This window comes from Nocardia concava NBRC 100430 (assembly GCF_000308815.1).
In the GTDB taxonomy this organism is placed as follows: Bacteria; Actinomycetota; Actinomycetes; order Mycobacteriales; family Mycobacteriaceae; genus Nocardia; species Nocardia concava.
In genome coordinates this window covers 1-15,888 of sequence record NZ_BAFX01000136.1, presented here as the reverse complement: position 1 = coordinate 15,888, position 15,888 = coordinate 1, and the positions used below count along the sequence as shown (strand labels likewise).

The window sequence follows — 15,888 nt, the reverse complement described above, 5'->3', positions numbered from 1 at the left end:
TGGGGGCGTAGCCCCACCGTCCACCGCTACTAGCGGTAGTTCACGAACTGCAGGGCGATGTCGAAGTCGCTGCCCTTGAGCAGGGAGATGACCGACTGCAGGTCGTCGCGGCTCTTGGAGCTGACCCGCAACTCCTCGCCCTGAATCTGCGCCTTGACGCTCTTGGGGCCCTCGTCGCGGATCTTCTTGGCGATCTTCTTCGCGTTCTCGGTGGTGATCCCCTGCACCAGGGTGCCTGTGATCTTGTACACCTTTCCGGACGCCTGCGGATCGCCGGCGTCGAACGCCTTGAGCGAGATATCGCGCCGAATCAGCTTCTCCTTGAACACATCCAGCGCCGCCTTCACGCGATCCTCGGACTCCGCGCTGAGGATGATCTTCTCCTCGCCGGACCATTCGATGCTCGCGCCGGTGCCGCGGAAGTCGTAGCGCTGGCTCAGCTCCTTGGCGGCCTGGTTGAGCGCGTTGTCCACCTCCTGGCGATCGATCTTGCTCACCACATCGAACGACGAATCGGCCACGCTTGTGCTCCTTGTCCGAGATCGGAAAATTGGGCTGTCGAACGCCGACGCTAGTCCCTGCGGCGTGGCGATATCCAGCCGGTTTGCATTGCGGGAGGGGGTTGGATGTATTCTCGTCACCGCGCCGCAAGGCGTGACCCGGCAGATTGCCCGAGCGGCCAATGGGAGCGGACTGTAAATCCGTCGGCGAAAGCCTACGTAGGTTCGAATCCTACATCTGCCACCGAAGAACCCCGTGGATCAAGGTCCGCGGGGTTCTTTGCATTTCAGGTTGTGTCACCCCGCGGCGGGCTGGTCCCGCCAACCCCTTCCGATCCGCGCCAAAACATGCTCTGACCACCGGATTTGGAGGTGCGGCGGGGGAGTGTGTAATCTCGTTCAAGTCGTCAGCGCCCCGGCCTGGTCCGGAGCAAGACAGACACGCCCCCTTAGCTCAGTCGGCAGAGCGTTTCCATGGTAAGGAAAAGGTCAACGGTTCGATTCCGTTAGGGGGCTCGCCGGATTGCCGGTGGTGACCGACTCGGCTTCTCCTCGCAGGACCGGGACCTTCCCGCCGTCAAGTACCGACAACAGATGGCGGTGTAGCTCAGTCGGTAGAGCAAACGACTCATAATCGTTGTGTCGCCGGTTCAAGTCCGGCCATCGCTACATACTGATATCCCAATCAGGCTGACCGGAAAGAAGGCAAATCGTGGCCGCGAAGTCCACTGATATCCGGCCAAAGATCACCTTGGCCTGCGAGCAGTGCAAGCACCGCAACTACATCACCAAGAAGAACCGGCGTAACGACCCGGACCGCCTCGAGCTGAAGAAGTTCTGCCCGAACTGCGGTACCCACCGGGCGCACCGCGAGTCTCGCTAACTTAACCCCGCGCGTTCTACCGCGTGGAAGCAGTGCCGGATCGGCAAGTCAATTCGTCTCTTGAAAAGGGACATTGGCTCCGGTCCGGCACTTGGTGTATATAGCGGTGGTTCAGCGCTCTCGCCCGATCCTGATGAGGGATCAGATAGGGACTTCCTGCCGTGACGATCAACACCGAGATCCCCGAGGCCGACATGGTCGATTCCACTGAGCTTTTCGACCCCGCGGCCCACGCCGCCGCCATGGTCGGCCATCACTACCGCGTCGACGACTACTACGAGGTCGGCCGCGAGAAGGTGCGTGAGTACGCCCGCGCCGTGCAGGACTACCACCCGGTGCACTGGGACGAGGACGTCGCCCGCGCCTACGGCCACGACGGCCTGGTGGCCCCGCTGACCTTCATCTCCCTGGTCGGAATCCTGGCCCAGCGCAAGCTCTTCGAGCAGATCGTCACCGGCTACGACCTGAGCCAGATCATGCAGACCGACCAGATCCTGGAGTTCCACCGGCCCATCAAGGCCGGCGACCAGCTGTCCTGCATCGTCTACCTGCACTCGTTCCGGCAGGCCTTCGGCGGCGACATCATCGTCACCCGCAATGACGTGGTCGCCCAGAACGACGAGCTGGTGCTCACCACCTACACCACCCTCATCGGCCGCAGCGGCGGTGACATCGATCCCAATATCGGTGACGCCGTGCGCAATGTGCTCATGCACGGGGTCGGCCCGGACGCCGCCGCCGACAAGCCCGTCGAGGTCGAAACGCCCGAGCAGGTCGCGCCGGTCGCCGCGACCGGCAAGGTGGTGGCGAGCGCCCACACCCGCCGCTTCGAGGACATCGCGGCCGGCGACGAACTGCCCGCGCGCACGGTCCTGCTCACCCGCGGTGATCTGGTCAACTACGCCGGTGTCTCCGGCGACGCCAACCCGATCCACTGGAGCGACGATGTCGTGAAGCTGGTCGGCCTGGAAAACGTTGTGGCGCACGGCATGCTGACCATGGGCCTGGGCGGCGGCTTCGTCACCTCCTGGCTGGGCGATCCGGGTGCGGTCAAGGAGTACAACGTGCGCTTCACCAGCCCCGTGTACGTCCCGGCCGACCGCCCGGCGGAGATCGAATACACCGGCAAGGTGAAGTCCGTGGACCCCGAGACCCGCACCGCCGTCATCGCCATCGTGGCGAAGTCGGAGGGCCGCAAGATCTTCGGCCGCGCCACCGCAACCGTCCAGCTGTCCTGACAATCGACCCGAGGTACGTCGCGACACCCCGATTGGCGATCGCCGCGCGGGGTGACGTACACTCGGGAATCTGGGGTCACCAGCCGATGCGCGCTGCTCCGAGGAGCGGCGCGTATGTTGTGTGAAAACCCGTGTACAACTGAATAAGTACAGTGGCTGGACCGAACCCCGTCCAGCCGAAGGGGCGTAGCTCAACTGGCAGAGCAGCGGTCTCCAAAACCGCAGGTTGCAGGTTCAAGTCCTGTCGCCCCTGCCCTGGATGCCGACGTTAGAGAGGATCGACGTGAGCGACGACGAGCGGGACCTTCGCCACGAAGATGGCGATGACACCGCCGCGGCGGCTCGACCGAGCGGCAAGCGGTCCGCCCGGCGCTCACGCGGTGCGTCATCGAGTGCGACCGCGACGATCGATCGTCCGTCGGCTACGAAGGCAACCCCCAAGCAGTCCGGCAAAGCCAAGAAGGCCGGAAAAGACGGTCGGGCCAATCCGTTCGTGAGCCTGTGGACGTTCCTCAAGCAAGTTGTTGCGGAACTTCGCAAGGTCATCTGGCCCAACCGCAAGCAGATGGTCACCTATACGAGCGTTGTCCTGGTGTTCGTGATCTTCGTGATCGCCTACATCAGCGGGTTGGATCTGGCGTTCATCAAGGGTGTCAACTGGCTCTTCGGCTAGGCGGCACGATGACCGCCTCTGACCGTCGCGGCCGGTGACCGGCCCCCGTGCAGAGGCGGGGGAGCGGGACCATCCGCCGGGCGTAATGCCCCGGCGCGCAGAGGATTACGTGACGACCAAGAAAGCGAGTGCCCCAGTGAGCACCCCGGAGAACGGCACAACCGAGGAATTCCCGGTGGATGACGTGGTGATCGACGAGACCGCCGCGGACGTCGAGGACGCTGAGGGCTTCGCCGCCGACGAGTTCGCCGCCGACGCGGAGGAGTCCGAGCCCGCGCAGCCCGCCGCCGACATCTCCGACGAGCCGGTCGATCCGGTCGCCGAGATGACCGCCGCGCTGCGCCGCGCGCCCGGCGACTGGTACGTCGTGCACTCCTACGCCGGCTACGAGAACAAGGTGAAGACCAATCTCGAGACCCGCGTGCAGAACCTCGGTCTCGAGGAGTACATCTTCCAGGTCGAGGTGCCGACCGAAGAGGTCACCGAGATCAAGAACGGCCAGAAGAAGAACGTCAACCGCAAGGTGCTGCCGGGTTACATCCTGGTCCGCATGGAGCTGAACGACGAGTCCTGGGGCGCGGTGCGCAACACCCCCGGTGTGACCGGATTCGTCGGCGCCACCTCGCGGCCGTCGCCGCTGACCATTCCCGAAGTGGTGAAGTTCCTGGTCCCGGCCGCGCAGCAGAAGAAGGCCGCCCCGGCCGCCGCCGCTGCCGCGACCGCCACCACCTCCGGCGACACCTCGATCGTGAAGCCGGTCATCGAGGTCGACTTCGAGGTCGGCGAGTCGGTCACCGTCATGGACGGCCCCTTCGCCACCCTCCCGGCCAGCATCTCCGAGGTCAACGCCGAGCAGCAGAAGCTCAAGGTGCTGGTCTCGATCTTCGGCCGCGAGACTCCGGTCGAGCTGGCCTTCACGCAGGTCGCCAAGATTTAGTCGCGTGGAGGCGGTGGCCCGGGTTTCACCCGGTGTCACCGCCTTTTTCGCGTTCACGTAGACTTGCCGGGTTGTGCCTGGGGCCGAATGTTGACATTGCCCTAGGCGCAAATCCCGGAAAAGGCTTACGGGTGATCCGTAAGGAACCTAACCAAGGAAGAAAGATGCCCCCGAAGAAGAAGAAGGTCTCTGGGCTTATCAAGCTCCAGATCCAGGCCGGTGCCGCTAACCCGGCCCCGCCGGTCGGCCCCGCGCTGGGTCAGCACGGCGTCAACATCATGGAGTTCTGCAAGGCGTACAACGCGGCGACCGAGTCGCAGCGCGGCAACGTCATCCCGGTCGAGATCACGGTCTACGAGGACCGCTCGTTCGACTTCAAGCTGAAGACGCCGCCCGCCGCGCGTCTGCTGCTGAAGGCCGCCGGTGTGCAGAAGGGCTCCGCCGAGCCGCACCGCACCAAGGTCGCGCAGGTCACCATGGATCAGATCCGTGAGATCGCCAAGACCAAGCAGGAAGACCTCAACGCCAACGACATCGACGCCGCGGCGAAGATCATCGCTGGTACCGCCCGCTCGATGGGTATCACCATCGCGGAGTAGAGCCTGCTGTGTCGCTGACAAGCGATGCGGAGCTCGCGTGGGAGGGACCGCCTGTCCCGCACCACTTCTGACTTAGACAAGGACAGACAATCATGGCAAAACGAAGCAAGGCTTATCTCGAGGCGGCCGCCAAGGTCGACCGCGCCGCGCTGTACTCCCCGCTGAGCGCCGTGCGCCTGGCGAAGGAGACCGCGACCACCAAGACCGACGCCACCGTCGAGGTCGCCGTCCGTCTGGGCGTCGATCCCCGCAAGGCCGACCAGATGGTCCGCGGCACCGTCAACCTGCCGCACGGCACCGGTAAGACCGCCCGCGTCATCGTGTTCGCCGTCGGCGACAAGGCCGCCGAGGCCGAGGCCGCCGGTGCCGACGCCGTGGGCGCCGAGGACCTGATCGAGCGGATCCAGGGCGGCTGGCTGGACTTCGACGCCGCGATCGCCACCCCGGACCAGATGGCCAAGGTCGGTCGCATCGCGCGTGTCCTGGGCCCGCGCGGTCTGATGCCGAACCCCAAGACCGGCACCGTCACCCCCGACGTGACCAAGGCCGTTCAGGACATCAAGGGCGGCAAGATCAACTTCCGCGTCGACAAGCAGGCCAACCTGCACTTCGTGATCGGCAAGGCTTCCTTCGACGAGAAGAAGCTGGCCGAGAACTACGGCGCCGCGCTCGACGAGATCCTGCGTGTCAAGCCCTCCACCGCGAAGGGCCGCTACGTCAAGAAGGTGACGTTCTCCACGAACACCGGACCGGGCATCCCGGTGGATCCGAACCGCACCCGCAACTTCGCCGAAGAGGACTGAGTCCCCTTCGCGATCGCGTAGCGACGCAAAACATACAAGGGCCGGCACGAGAAATCGTGCCGGCCCTTGGTGTTGGTGGGGGTGCGGCGTGCTCCGCGACGGATGAGTGCGGGAAACCGTGGCAGCCCTTGGTGTTTGGTGGGGTGGGTCAGGGGAGGAGGCTGGCGCTGCCGGAGTAGAGGCCCATCATGAAGGTGCATATGGCGTTGGGCTTGTAGTTGGGGTCGGTGGAGTCGTTGTAGCAGACCGGGAAGGCCAGGAAGGCCAGGGGCAGGGCCAGGACCTTGGAGGATCCGGAGGAGGATCCGGTGCTGGAGTCGGCGGTGGGTTGGATATTGGCTGGGGCGGCCTGCGCGGGGGACAGGGCCAGGCCGGTGAGGCCGGCGGTGAGGGCCAGTGTGGCAAGGGCTTTGGTGAGGGGGCGGATCATGGGTACCTCCGGGTTTGGATTCGGCGAATTTATCCGCGCGGGCAACATTCTGAAATACCCAGGTTTCATAGTCTTGTCGCCGGTGAGGTTGGGGGAGTGATGATTTCGACACGCCGTGGGAGCGGGGGATCGGTTCGGGTCGTGGCGTGGGGCGCGGTGGGCAGTTGGATATGACGGATGAACCGGTATTGCTCGGGGGCAATGCTTTTCGGTGCGGTGTTGCTGGCGGTCGTCGCCGGTGGCGCGGTCGCGCGTGCGGATGAACCGGGGCGGGTGGAGGTGGGGGGAGGCACCGGTGTGGCGTTGCAGTGGGGAGTGCCGGTGGGGTCGATTTCACTGCTGCATTTCTGCACGCTGACCGCTATCGGGTCGGATGGGGTGGGAAATCTGGTGGGGCTCACCAATGCGCATTGCGCTTATGAGCGGGGGGATGCGGTCTATCTGCAGTCGGCGGTCGAGAACGGGCCGGGGCAGGACCTGTCGCTGGGGCGGATCGGGACCGTCGACTATGTCAGCGGCGGCAATCCGATCGGGCCCGGGCCGCACGGGGTGGGGTTGGATTACGCCGTGATCGTTCTCGACCGGTCGAAGGTGAAACCCGTTGCGACGGTGGGGGATACCACGATTCGGCGGATAGCGGCGCCGCCGCCGGAGGGCACCGCGGTGTGCAAGCAGGGCAATACCAGCGGCCGGACCTGCGGTACGACGCTGACGTCGATGGGGCCGTATCTGGTGACGACGGTGCCCGAGTTTCCCGGTGATTCCGGTGCGCCGGTGGTCGTGGGCGAGGCGCTGATCGGCAATCAGTGGGTGTGGGGCGGGAGCTCGTCCATGACCGCGATCCTCGAGGATCTGGACCGTCGCGGCGGGGTCGGGGCCGGATTCCACCTCGATTTTGCTGGTTAGATGCGCGTCCGCTATATTGGACGACGGTCATTGAGAAGCTTTTCGGAGCACCTGTTGATGATCACCCCCAAATCGTTCTACCGAAGACCGTTGGTTGCTGCCGAGAGGCGGCTGAAGGTCCGGCGCTAGCGCTGGCGGCCCACGCAGGGAGAGCCGAGGTAAGGGAAACCGTGAGCCCAGGCTCGCCCCGTTTCTTCTACGCCCCGGGACCTCTGCGTCCGGGGCGTTTTTCGTTCGCTGACCCCTGTGGCGGAACTCGGTAGTTCATACGAGAACCGACCATCCAGAGAGGAGGCGAAGTATGGCAAAGGCTGAGAAGGTCACCGCGGTCGCGGAGATCACTGAGCAGTTCAAGTCGTCCACCGCGACTGTCGTCACGGAATACCGTGGCCTGTCCGTCGGCAAGATCACTGAGCTGCGTCGTGCGCTCGGCGCGAACGCCACCTACTCCGTCGCCAAGAACACCCTGGTCAAGCGTGCCGCCGCCGAGGCGGGCGTGGAAGGCCTGGATGACTTGTTCGTCGGTCCGACCGCCATCACCTTCATTACGGGTGAGCCGGTCGACGCCGCGAAGGCGCTGAAGGCGTTCGCCAAGGACAACAAGGCGCTGATCATCAAGGGCGGCTACATGGACGGCCAGGCGCTGTCCGTGTCCGAGGTCGAGCGCATCGCCGACCTGGAGTCGCGCGAGGTGCTGCTGGCCAAGCTGGCCGGCGCCATGAAGGGCAACCTGTCCAAGGCTGCCGGCCTGTTCGCCGCTCCCGGCAACCAGGTGGCGCGCCTGCTGGCCGCCCTGCAGGAGAAGAAGCAGACCGAGGGTGGCGCTGCCGCTCCGGCCGCCGACGCTGCTGCCGACGCCGAATAAGTCACTACCCCAAACCTATTCGCCGCTGTCGACACAGCGACGAACCTACGAAAGGAAATATCAATGGCCAACGTTGATGAGCTGCTCGAGACCTTCGCCGGCATGACCCTGCTGGAGCTGTCCGAGTTCGTGAAGGCGTTCGAGGACAAGTTCGAGGTCACCGCCGCTGCTCCGGTCGCCGTCGCCGCGGTCGCCGGTGGCGCTGCCCCGGCCGAGGCTGCCGAGGAGCAGGACGAGTTCGACGTCATCCTCGAGGGTGCCGGCGACAAGAAGATCCAGGTCATCAAGGTCGTGCGTGAGATCGTCTCCGGCCTGGGCCTGAAGGAAGCCAAGGACCTCGTCGAGGGTGCCCCGAAGGCCATCCTGGAGAAGGTCAACAAGGAGGCCGCCGAGGCCGCCAAGGCCAAGCTCGAGGAGGCCGGCGCGAAGATCACCGTCAAGTAAGACGGAGATTGTGTGCCGGGGTCATACTCGGCAACGCGTCCCTTTGTGAAAAGGGCGGTTCCCATTGCGGGGCCGCCCTTTTCGCGTATCTTTCTCCCTTAATATGCGCGTGATCGGGACCTCGGAATGAAACTTTCTACCGACCAGTCAGGTCCCGGTGTCCGAGACGGTATATATGCGATACAGTGGCCGAACCTACTGTGACGCGCCACACCGCGCGATTTTGTGGCTCACTGTTACATGTAGGGCGCTCGTCGGAGAAAGTGGAGGTTGGCGTGGGCGTCGAGGTCAGGACCGAAGGCATCACGAAGTCGTTCGGTTCTCAGCGTATTTGGCAGGACGTCACTCTGACGCTGCCCCCGGGGGAAGTCAGCGCTCTGCTCGGCCCGTCCGGTACCGGTAAGTCCGTCTTCCTCAAGTCGTTGATCGGTCTGCTCCGCCCGGAGAAGGGCTCGATCTATATCGACGGCACCGACATCACCACCTGCTCCAACAAGGAGCTCTACGAGATCCGCAAGCTGTTCGGCGTCCTCTTCCAGGACGGCGCGCTGTTCGGGTCCATGAACCTGTTCGACAACACGGCCTTCCCGCTGCGCGAGCACACCAAGAAGAGCGAATCCGAGATCAAGAAGATCGTCATGGAGAAGCTCGAGCTGACCGGTCTGCTGGGCGCGGAGGGGAAGCTGCCCGGTGAGATCTCCGGTGGTATGCGCAAGCGTGCCGGCCTGGCTCGCGCGCTGGTGCTGGACCCGCAGATCATCCTCGTCGACGAGCCGGACTCCGGTCTGGATCCCGTTCGCACCACGTACCTCTCGCAGTTGCTGATCGACATCAACTCGCAGATCGACGCCACGATCCTGATCGTCACGCACAACATCAACCTGGCCCGTACCGTGCCGGACAACATCGGCATGCTGTTCCGCCGCAACCTGGTCATGTTCGGTCCCCGCGAGGTGCTGCTCACCTCGGAGGAGCCGGTGGTCAAGCAGTTCCTCAACGGCCGCATGCAGGGCCCCATCGGTATGTCCGAGGAGAAGGACGAAGCCCAGATGGCCCGCGAGCAGGCCATGTTCGACGCCGGTCACCACAGCGGTGGCGCGGAGGAGATCGAGGGCATCATCCCGCAGATGCGCGCCACGCCGGGCATGCCGGTCCGCGGGGCCGTGGCCCGTCGTCGCGAGCGGGTCCGCCAGATCATGCACACCCTGCCCCCGGCCGCTCAGGAAGCCATTCGGGAGTCGATGGAGCAGAACGGCGATGATCCCGACACACAGGTGATTCCCGCCTATACCGGCGGGTACGACACCACGGTTCGACAGAACCTGACTAACGGGTAACATACGCGGCGTGAATCCCACCCTGACGCGACTGCGCACCCCGGTCGAGTCGGGACTTGCCCAGGCCGGCAACATCTTCGCACTGTTTCTGGACGTGCTCCGGAAGACGTTCCGCCGGCCTTTCCAGGTTCGGGAGTTCATCGAACAGTCGTGGTTCATCGCGAGTGTCTCGATCCTCCCGGCCGCCCTGGTGGCAATCCCGTTCGGCGCCGTGGTGGCCCTGCAGACCGGCTCGCTGATCAAGCAGCTGGGGGCGGAGAACTTCACCGGCGCGACCTCCGTGCTGGCCACCGTCCAGCAAGCCGCACCGGTCGTGACCGCATTGATCATCGCCGGCGCGGCCGGTTCGGCCGTGGCCGCCGATCTCGGCTCGCGCACCATCCGCGAGGAGATCGACGCCATGGAGGTCCTCGGCATCGATCCCATTCAGCGCCTGGTGGTTCCGCGCGTGCTGGGCATGATGCTGGTCGCCTTCCTGCTCAACGGCCTGGTCTCGGTGGTCGGCATCTGCGGCGGCTATTTCTTCAACGTGGGGCTGCAGGGCGGCACCCCGGGCGCGTATCTGGCGTCCTTCTCCGCCCTCGCCCAGATCCCGGACCTGGTGATCGGCGAGATCAAGGCGCTGATCTTCGGTCTGGTGGCGGGTGTGATCGCCGCCTACAAGGGCCTGCATCCGAAGGGGGGACCGAAAGGAGTGGGTGACGCGGTGAACCAGTCCGTGGTGATCACGTTCCTCGTCTTGTTCTTCCTGAATCTGGTCCTCACCCTGATCTATCTTCAGGTCGTCCCCGCAAAGGGCGCGTGATCCATGGTTGTTTCGCAGCGTTCCACCGTGTTCTCCCGGTCGGCACGCCGGGTGAAGCCTGTGCTCGAGGCTCCGGTGAACCTGGTCGACAAGGCCGGCGACCAGATGTCCTTCTACTCGAAGGCCATCGGGGCCATCCCGAGAACCATCGTGCACTTCCGCAAGGAGGTCATGCGGCTGCTGGCCGAGGTGACCTTCGGCTCGGGCGCGCTCGCGGTCATCGGCGGCACCATCGGCGTGATCGTGTTCATGTCGGCCTCGGTCGGCGTGGTCGTGGGTCTGCAGGGCTTCAAAGCCCTTGACGCCCTTGGCTCGGGCGTCCTCACCGGCTTCCTGACCGGGTACATCAACACCCGTGAGCTCGCGCCTCTGGTTGCGGCACTGGCGCTTTCGGCGACCGTCGGCTGTGGTTTCACCGCGCAGCTGGGCGCCATGCGCATCTCCGAGGAGATCGACGCGCTCGAGGTGATGGCGGTGCCGTCGGTGCCGTTCCTGGTGACCACGCGCGCCATCGCGGGCTTCCTCGCGGTGATTCCGCTGTACGTGGTCGGCCTGCTGGGCACCTACCTGGCCTCGCGGTTGATCAGCATCTACTTCAACGGGCAATCGAGTGGTTCCTATGACCACTACTTCAGCCTGTTCCTGCCACCGGAGGACGTGCTCTATTCGTTCGTGAAGGTGCTGGTCTTCGCGTTCGTCATCATCCTGGTGCACTGCTACTACGGCTACAACGCCAGCGGCGGCCCCGCGGGCGTGGGTGTGGCCGTGGGCCGCGCGGTGCGTGCCGCGATCGTGCTCATCAATGTGCTGGACTTCTTCCTGTCCCTGGCCATCTGGGGTACGACCACGACGGTGCGGGTGGCGGGATGAGCAACCCACAGCGTGTGCAGTTCTGGCGGTCCACCGAGAAGCTGCGCACCCGGACCCTCGGCCTGCTCTTCTTCGTACTGGTCGCCCTTTTCCTCTGGACCACCATCGCCGTCTACAACAAGCAGTTTGTGGATACGGTGCGGGTCAACCTGATCACCGACACCGTCGGAAACGCCTTGACCCGCAACGCGGATGTGAAGGTCCGCGGCGTCACCGTCGGCGAGCTGCGGTCCAGCGATTACGACGGCAAGAACGTCAAGCTGGACCTGGCCATCGACCCGTCCAAGGCGAGCGAGATCCCGGCCAATGTGACCGCGCGACTGCTGCCCAAGACGCTGTTCGGCGAGCGCTACATCGATCTGGTGTGGCCCGACAACCCGCAGGGCCACCTCACCGCGGGCGTCACCCTGCACCAGGACACCAGCGGCAATGCCGTCGAGGTGAGCCAGCTGCTGGACCACATCCTGCCGCTGCTGCAGGCGATTCCGCCGCAGTACCTGTCCTCCACACTGGGCGCGCTGTCCAACGCGCTGCAGGGCCAGGGCGAGGAACTGGGCAAGACGGTGGACCGGCTCGATACCATCATCACGCAGGTCAACGGCGAAATGCCCACGCTGCAACAGGATCTGAAGAGCCTGGCCGATGTGGCGACCACCTACGCCGACGCCGCCCCGCAACTGGTGGACGCGCTGGACAACCTGCGCACCACCAACGCGACCATCGTGCAGAAGCGTTCGCAGATCGACACCCTGATGGCCACGCTCACCCCGAGCGCCGCCACCACCGCGGACTTCCTGCTGGCCAACCGCGACAACATCATCGACGTGGCCGCCGACTCGCGGCCCGCGCTCGAGGCGCTGGCCAAGTACTCGCCCGCCTACACCTGCGCGCTGGCCGGTTTCGCGGAGCTCAAGCCGCGCATCGACCAGATCTTCGGCAAGGGCACCGACCTGCCGGGCTCGCGGGTGAGCGTGTCGATCGTGAACAACCGCGGCCGCTACGTCCCCAACCAGGACGAACCGCGCTGGTTCGATCCGCGCGGCCCCATGTGCGTTCCGATGTACCCGCCGGGCACCGACCCGGGCCAGTACACCAACGGTTCCGCCAATGACGGCTCCTACCAGCCGCCCACCCGCAATCCGGGCGACCAGAACATCGGCAAGATGCCGGAACCGCAGTACAAGGTGTACGGCCCCTACACGCCGACCACCGCCTACTCGCCGCAGGAGTCGCAGGCCCTGGGCGCGATCTACGGTGCCGCGCACGGTGTTTCGCCGGATGAGGTGCCGAGCTGGGTGACCAAGATCGCCGCCCCGGCGTTCCGTGGCAGTGAGGTGAGCGTCAAGTGAAGGATCTGCTGCGCGGCCTCGGGCCGACGCTGACCAAACTGATCGCCTTCATTCTCGTCACGGTCTTCCTGACGGGCGTGCTGGCGCTGACCATCGCCAACTACGGTGGCGGCGGCACCAAGTTCCATGCCCGCTTCACCGATGTGACCTCCCTGAACAAGGGCGACGAGGTGCGCATCGCCGGTGTCCGCGTGGGCAAGGTGACCAATGTGTCCATCGTGGACAAGCGCCTGGCCAATGTGGAATTCGAACTGACCGACCGGGATTGGCTGCCCGCCTCCACCACCGCGACCATCAAGTACCGGAACCTGGTGGGCCAGCGCTACATCGCGCTGGAACAGGGCACCGGGCAGCAGGGCCGCAAGATGAACAAGGGCGCGACCATCCCGCTGGAGCGCACCAAGCCCGCGGTCAATCTGACCGAGCTGTTCAACGGTTTCCGGCCGCTGTTCCAGACCCTCACGCCCGAGGACGTGAACAAGCTGTCCTACGAGATCATCCAGGTCTTCCAGGGCGAATCCGGCACCATCGCGGATCTGGTCGCCAATACCGCCTCGCTCACCAACAAGGTGGCCGACAAGGACGCGGTGATCGGTGAGCTGATCAAGAACCTGAATGCCGTGCTGGACAGCATCAATTCGCGCGGCGATCAGCTGGACCAGCTGATCGTGAACACCGAGGCGCTGGTCACCGGGCTGAACGCCGAGCGCGGCACCATCGGCTCGGCCGTCACCTCGCTGGGCAATCTGGCCTCGGCCACCGCGGACCTGCTGGTCCCGGTGCGGCCGAACCTGCAGGGCGCCATCGCGGGCCTGAACCAGCTGACCGGCACGCTCAACGACCGCAAGGACGAGGTCGACGAGGGCCTGACCAACCTGCCCATCAAGATGGAGAAGCTCGGGCGCGCGGCGTCTTACGGCTCCTGGTTCCAGTTCTACCTGTGCGGCATCGACATCGTCGCCGGGCCGGGTCTGAAGGACGCGCCGCAGCTGAACTTCCCGCCCGCACTGCAGAACATGCCGACGGTGAATCAGCCGATCTACACGAATCCGGCCCCGCGCTGCCATGGGAAGGGAGGCCGCTGATGGACGACCGCGTCGTATTGGGCAAGCGCAGCCCGGTTTTCATGGGCGGGCTCGGCCTGCTCATGGTGCTGCTGGTGACCATGTCCGCCTTCAGCCTGGACAAGCTGCCGCTGCTGTCGGCCGGCACCAAGTACACCGCCGAATTCTCCGAGGCCGCGGGCCTGAAGAAGGGCAACGAGGTCCGGATCGCCGGCGTGAAGGTGGGCTCGGTGTCCGACGTCCGCCTGAAGGGCGACAAGGTGCTGGTGGACTTCCGCACCCAGGACGCCTGGATCGGCAACGAGACCACCGCCTCCATCCAGATCAAGACGCTGCTCGGGCAGAAGTATCTGGCGCTCGATCCCAAGGGCACCAAGATCCTCAACCCCTCGGACGTGATCCCGTTGTCGCGCACCGTGTCTCCCTATGACGTGGTGGACGCGTTCAGCGATGCCGCCAAGAACATCGAGGAGACCAACACCACCCAGCTCGCGCAGAGCTTCCAGGTGCTCTCGGACGCGTTCTCGGCGACCCCGCCGGAACTGCGCGGCTCCATCGACGGCGTCGCCCGGCTCTCGGAGACCCTGGCCAAGCGCGACGATCAGCTCAAGAAGCTGTTCGCCGCCACCAAGACCACCTCCAAGGTGCTCGCGGACCGCAATCAGGAATTCGAGCGGCTGATCGCCAACGGCGGCGAGCTGCTGGCCGAGCTGAACGTGCGCCAGCAGGCCATCCACCAGCTGCTCACCGGCGCGAAAACCATTGCGGCGGAACTGACCGCGCTGGTCAAGGACAACGAGGAGCAGATCGGCCCCGCGCTGACCAACCTCAACAAGACCATCGACCTGCTCAACGACCATCAGGCCGACATCTCCAAGACCCTCACCTTGGCCGCGCCCTTCTACGGGCTGTACTCCAATGTGCTGGGCACCGGCCGCTGGTTCGACGCGGTCATCACCAACCTGATTCCGCCCGCGCTGCCGGACATTCCGGGTAACCGCGATCCGATCCGAAAGTTGGGAGGTTAACCCGTGGCGAAGAATCCGCTGACCGCTCTGCGCGGCACCAGCACCAAGAGCAAGGTCATCGCCCTGGTGGCCGTCCTCGGGGTCGCGCTCGCGGCGGTCGCGTGGTGGGGCTTCCAGAAGCTCAACACCACGACCATCACCGCCGACTTCGACAAGTCCATCGGCATCTACGAGGGTTCGGACGTCCGCATCCTCGGTGTGCCGGTCGGCCATGTCACGAAGGTGACGCCGAAGGGCGAGATCGTCCAGGTCGTCATGGAAGTCGATCGCAAATACGACATTCCGGCCGACGCCAAGGCCGCCCAGATCACCCCGTCGGTGGTGTCGGACCGCTACATCCAGCTCGCGCCCGCCTACAAGGGCGGACCCAAGATGGGCCGCGACGCCAAGATTCCGAAGGACCGCACCGCGACCCCGGTCGAGGTGGACCGGCTCTACAAGTCGATCACCGAGCTCTCGGATGCCCTGGGCCCCAACGGCGCCAACAAGGACGGCGCGCTGAACCAGCTGGTGCGCACCTCCGCGGACAACCTCTCCGGCAACGGTGAGGCGCTGGGCAACAGCTTCACCCAGCTGTCCAAGGCCGCGCACGCGCTCTCGGATTCGCGCGGCGACATCTTCGACACGATCAAGAACCTGCAGACCTTCGTGCAGACCCTGGCCGACAACGACTCCCAGGTGCGGACCTTCAACACCCAGCTGGCCTCGCTGGCCGGGTTCCTGTCCGACGAGCGCCAGACCCTCGGCGACGCGCTGAGCCTGCTGTCGGTCGCGCTCGGCGACGTGGCCCGGTTCATCGACGACAACCGGGAACTGGTGCAGTCCAACGCCGACGCGCTGACCAAGCTCACCCAGACCCTCGCCGATCAGCGCGACGATCTGGCCAAGGCGCTGCCGCTCATCCCGACCGCGCTGAGCAACCTGATCAATGTCCACAACGCCGAGACCGGCACGCTGGACATGCGGCCCAACTTCACCGATCTGCAGGACCCCTTCGGCGTCATCTGCAAGATGCTGGACCTGGGCAAGCTGCGTCCCGGCGACCCCAAGTTCGACGCCATCTCCCGGCAGATGGGCCCGATCCTGAACAGCTGCAAGGCGATCACCGATCAGCTCACCGCGGGCGTGAAGACGCCGACGCTGGTGCTGCCCTTCGG

Annotated in this window: 18 protein-coding genes and 4 tRNA genes; 20 read left to right on the top strand and 2 right to left on the bottom strand. The window is 65.2% G+C overall.

Translation table 11 applies throughout. From position 1 onward, the window contains the following. Positions 1-29: 29 nt before the first annotated feature. Positions 30-521, bottom strand: coding sequence for a YajQ family cyclic di-GMP-binding protein (locus ON43_RS31935; RefSeq protein WP_040813480.1), 492 nt, complete (start codon positions 519-521; stop codon positions 30-32). A 140-nt stretch (positions 522-661) separates the two neighbouring features. On the opposite strand from ON43_RS31935, the gene ON43_RS31930 reads away from it, so the two are divergent. The 10 genes from ON43_RS31930 (at position 662) to rplA (ending at position 5,633) form a co-directional block, all read left to right on the top strand. Next, a tRNA-Tyr gene (locus tag ON43_RS31930) sits at positions 662-744 on the top strand. A gap of 199 nt (positions 745-943) precedes the next feature. Beyond that, a tRNA-Thr gene (locus tag ON43_RS31925) sits at positions 944-1,016 on the top strand. An 80-nt stretch (positions 1,017-1,096) separates the two neighbouring features. Next, positions 1,097-1,169: transfer RNA gene (locus ON43_RS31920), tRNA-Met, on the top strand. A gap of 43 nt (positions 1,170-1,212) precedes the next feature. After that, entirely contained in the window at positions 1,213-1,383 is a 171-nt protein-coding gene (rpmG, locus tag ON43_RS31915) for a 50S ribosomal protein L33 (RefSeq protein ID WP_029925945.1), read from the top strand. Positions 1,384-1,577: 194 nt separating this feature from the next. Continuing rightward, positions 1,578-2,621: a fused (3R)-hydroxyacyl-ACP dehydratase subunits HadA/HadB gene (locus ON43_RS31910; RefSeq protein WP_040813491.1), complete on the top strand. Its 1,044-nt coding sequence runs from the start codon at positions 1,578-1,580 to the stop codon at positions 2,619-2,621. 180 nt (positions 2,622-2,801) lie between these two features. Next, positions 2,802-2,874 (top strand) — tRNA-Trp (locus ON43_RS31905). 6 nt (positions 2,875-2,880) lie between these two features. Further along, positions 2,881-3,294 (top strand): preprotein translocase subunit SecE, encoded by a 414-nt coding sequence (gene secE, locus ON43_RS31900; protein WP_051179527.1) that lies wholly within the window; start codon positions 2,881-2,883, stop codon positions 3,292-3,294. A gap of 136 nt (positions 3,295-3,430) precedes the next feature. After that, complete coding sequence (gene nusG, locus ON43_RS31895) at positions 3,431-4,231, top strand: transcription termination/antitermination protein NusG (protein ID WP_040813476.1); 801 nt, start codon at positions 3,431-3,433, stop codon at positions 4,229-4,231. A gap of 164 nt (positions 4,232-4,395) precedes the next feature. After that, on the top strand, positions 4,396-4,830 hold the full coding sequence (gene rplK, locus ON43_RS31890; RefSeq protein WP_040813474.1) for a 50S ribosomal protein L11: 435 nt from the start codon (positions 4,396-4,398) through the stop codon (positions 4,828-4,830). 92 nt (positions 4,831-4,922) lie between these two features. Then, a complete protein-coding gene (gene rplA / locus ON43_RS31885; protein WP_033088696.1) occupies positions 4,923-5,633 on the top strand; it encodes a 50S ribosomal protein L1 in 711 nt (236 codons plus the stop codon). A gap of 148 nt (positions 5,634-5,781) precedes the next feature. On the opposite strand, the gene ON43_RS31880 is transcribed toward rplA, so the two are convergent. Next, entirely contained in the window at positions 5,782-6,063 is a 282-nt protein-coding gene (locus ON43_RS31880) for a hypothetical protein (protein ID WP_040813470.1), read from the bottom strand. A 177-nt stretch (positions 6,064-6,240) separates the two neighbouring features. Between ON43_RS31880 and ON43_RS31875 the strand changes: the two genes are divergently transcribed. The 10 genes from ON43_RS31875 to ON43_RS31830 form a co-directional block, all read left to right on the top strand. Further along, positions 6,241-6,969, top strand: a complete 729-nt coding sequence (locus tag ON43_RS31875) for a chymotrypsin family serine protease (protein ID WP_157514257.1) — start codon at positions 6,241-6,243, stop codon at positions 6,967-6,969. A 301-nt stretch (positions 6,970-7,270) separates the two neighbouring features. Next, positions 7,271-7,834 carry a 50S ribosomal protein L10 gene (rplJ, locus tag ON43_RS31870; RefSeq protein WP_040813468.1) on the top strand — a complete coding sequence of 188 codons (564 nt, stop codon included), beginning with the start codon at positions 7,271-7,273 and terminating at the stop codon, positions 7,832-7,834. A 63-nt stretch (positions 7,835-7,897) separates the two neighbouring features. After that, positions 7,898-8,278 (top strand): 50S ribosomal protein L7/L12, encoded by a 381-nt coding sequence (gene rplL, locus ON43_RS31865; RefSeq protein ID WP_040813467.1) that lies wholly within the window; start codon positions 7,898-7,900, stop codon positions 8,276-8,278. A 275-nt stretch (positions 8,279-8,553) separates the two neighbouring features. Further along, entirely contained in the window at positions 8,554-9,615 is a 1,062-nt protein-coding gene (locus tag ON43_RS31860; RefSeq protein ID WP_040813465.1) for an ABC transporter ATP-binding protein, read from the top strand. Positions 9,616-9,625: 10 nt separating this feature from the next. Further along, positions 9,626-10,420 carry an MlaE family ABC transporter permease gene (locus tag ON43_RS31855; RefSeq protein ID WP_040813464.1) on the top strand — a complete coding sequence of 265 codons (795 nt, stop codon included), beginning with the start codon at positions 9,626-9,628 and terminating at the stop codon, positions 10,418-10,420. Positions 10,421-10,423: 3 nt separating this feature from the next. Further along, the gene (locus tag ON43_RS31850) at positions 10,424-11,290 is read left to right on the top strand and encodes an MlaE family ABC transporter permease (protein WP_051179525.1); all 867 of its coding nucleotides are present in this window, start codon (positions 10,424-10,426) and stop codon (positions 11,288-11,290) included. Beyond that, positions 11,287-12,639, top strand: coding sequence for an MCE family protein (locus ON43_RS31845; protein WP_051179524.1), 1,353 nt, complete (start codon positions 11,287-11,289; stop codon positions 12,637-12,639). Before ON43_RS31850 ends, ON43_RS31845 begins: the two co-directional genes overlap by 4 nt. Before the next feature lie 8 nt (positions 12,640-12,647). Further along, complete coding sequence (locus ON43_RS31840; protein ID WP_040813484.1) at positions 12,648-13,724, top strand: MCE family protein; 1,077 nt, start codon at positions 12,648-12,650, stop codon at positions 13,722-13,724. Next, complete coding sequence (locus tag ON43_RS31835; RefSeq protein ID WP_040813460.1) at positions 13,724-14,731, top strand: MCE family protein; 1,008 nt, start codon at positions 13,724-13,726, stop codon at positions 14,729-14,731. The genes ON43_RS31840 and ON43_RS31835 overlap by 1 nt, the downstream gene beginning before the upstream one ends. An 18-nt stretch (positions 14,732-14,749) precedes the next feature. Next, positions 14,750-15,888 (top strand): MCE family protein (locus tag ON43_RS31830; RefSeq protein WP_157514258.1); only part of this gene is annotated, 1,139 nt, incomplete at its 3' end.

Coding starts and splice junctions, on each gene's coding strand:
- ON43_RS31910 (WP_040813491.1), top strand. CDS start 1,578: ATGGTCGATTCCACTGAGCTTTTCGACCCCGCGGCCCACGCCGCCGCC.
- secE (WP_051179527.1), top strand. CDS start 2,881: ATGCCGACGTTAGAGAGGATCGACGTGAGCGACGACGAGCGGGACCTT.
- rplK (WP_040813474.1), top strand. CDS start 4,396: ATGCCCCCGAAGAAGAAGAAGGTCTCTGGGCTTATCAAGCTCCAGATC.
- rplA (WP_033088696.1), top strand. CDS start 4,923: ATGGCAAAACGAAGCAAGGCTTATCTCGAGGCGGCCGCCAAGGTCGAC.
- ON43_RS31880 (WP_040813470.1), bottom strand. CDS start 6,063: ATGATCCGCCCCCTCACCAAAGCCCTTGCCACACTGGCCCTCACCGCC.
- ON43_RS31875 (WP_157514257.1), top strand. CDS start 6,241: ATGAACCGGTATTGCTCGGGGGCAATGCTTTTCGGTGCGGTGTTGCTG.
- rplJ (WP_040813468.1), top strand. CDS start 7,271: ATGGCAAAGGCTGAGAAGGTCACCGCGGTCGCGGAGATCACTGAGCAG.
- rplL (WP_040813467.1), top strand. CDS start 7,898: ATGGCCAACGTTGATGAGCTGCTCGAGACCTTCGCCGGCATGACCCTG.
- ON43_RS31850 (WP_051179525.1), top strand. CDS start 10,424: ATGGTTGTTTCGCAGCGTTCCACCGTGTTCTCCCGGTCGGCACGCCGG.
- ON43_RS31845 (WP_051179524.1), top strand. CDS start 11,287: ATGAGCAACCCACAGCGTGTGCAGTTCTGGCGGTCCACCGAGAAGCTG.
- ON43_RS31835 (WP_040813460.1), top strand. CDS start 13,724: ATGGACGACCGCGTCGTATTGGGCAAGCGCAGCCCGGTTTTCATGGGC.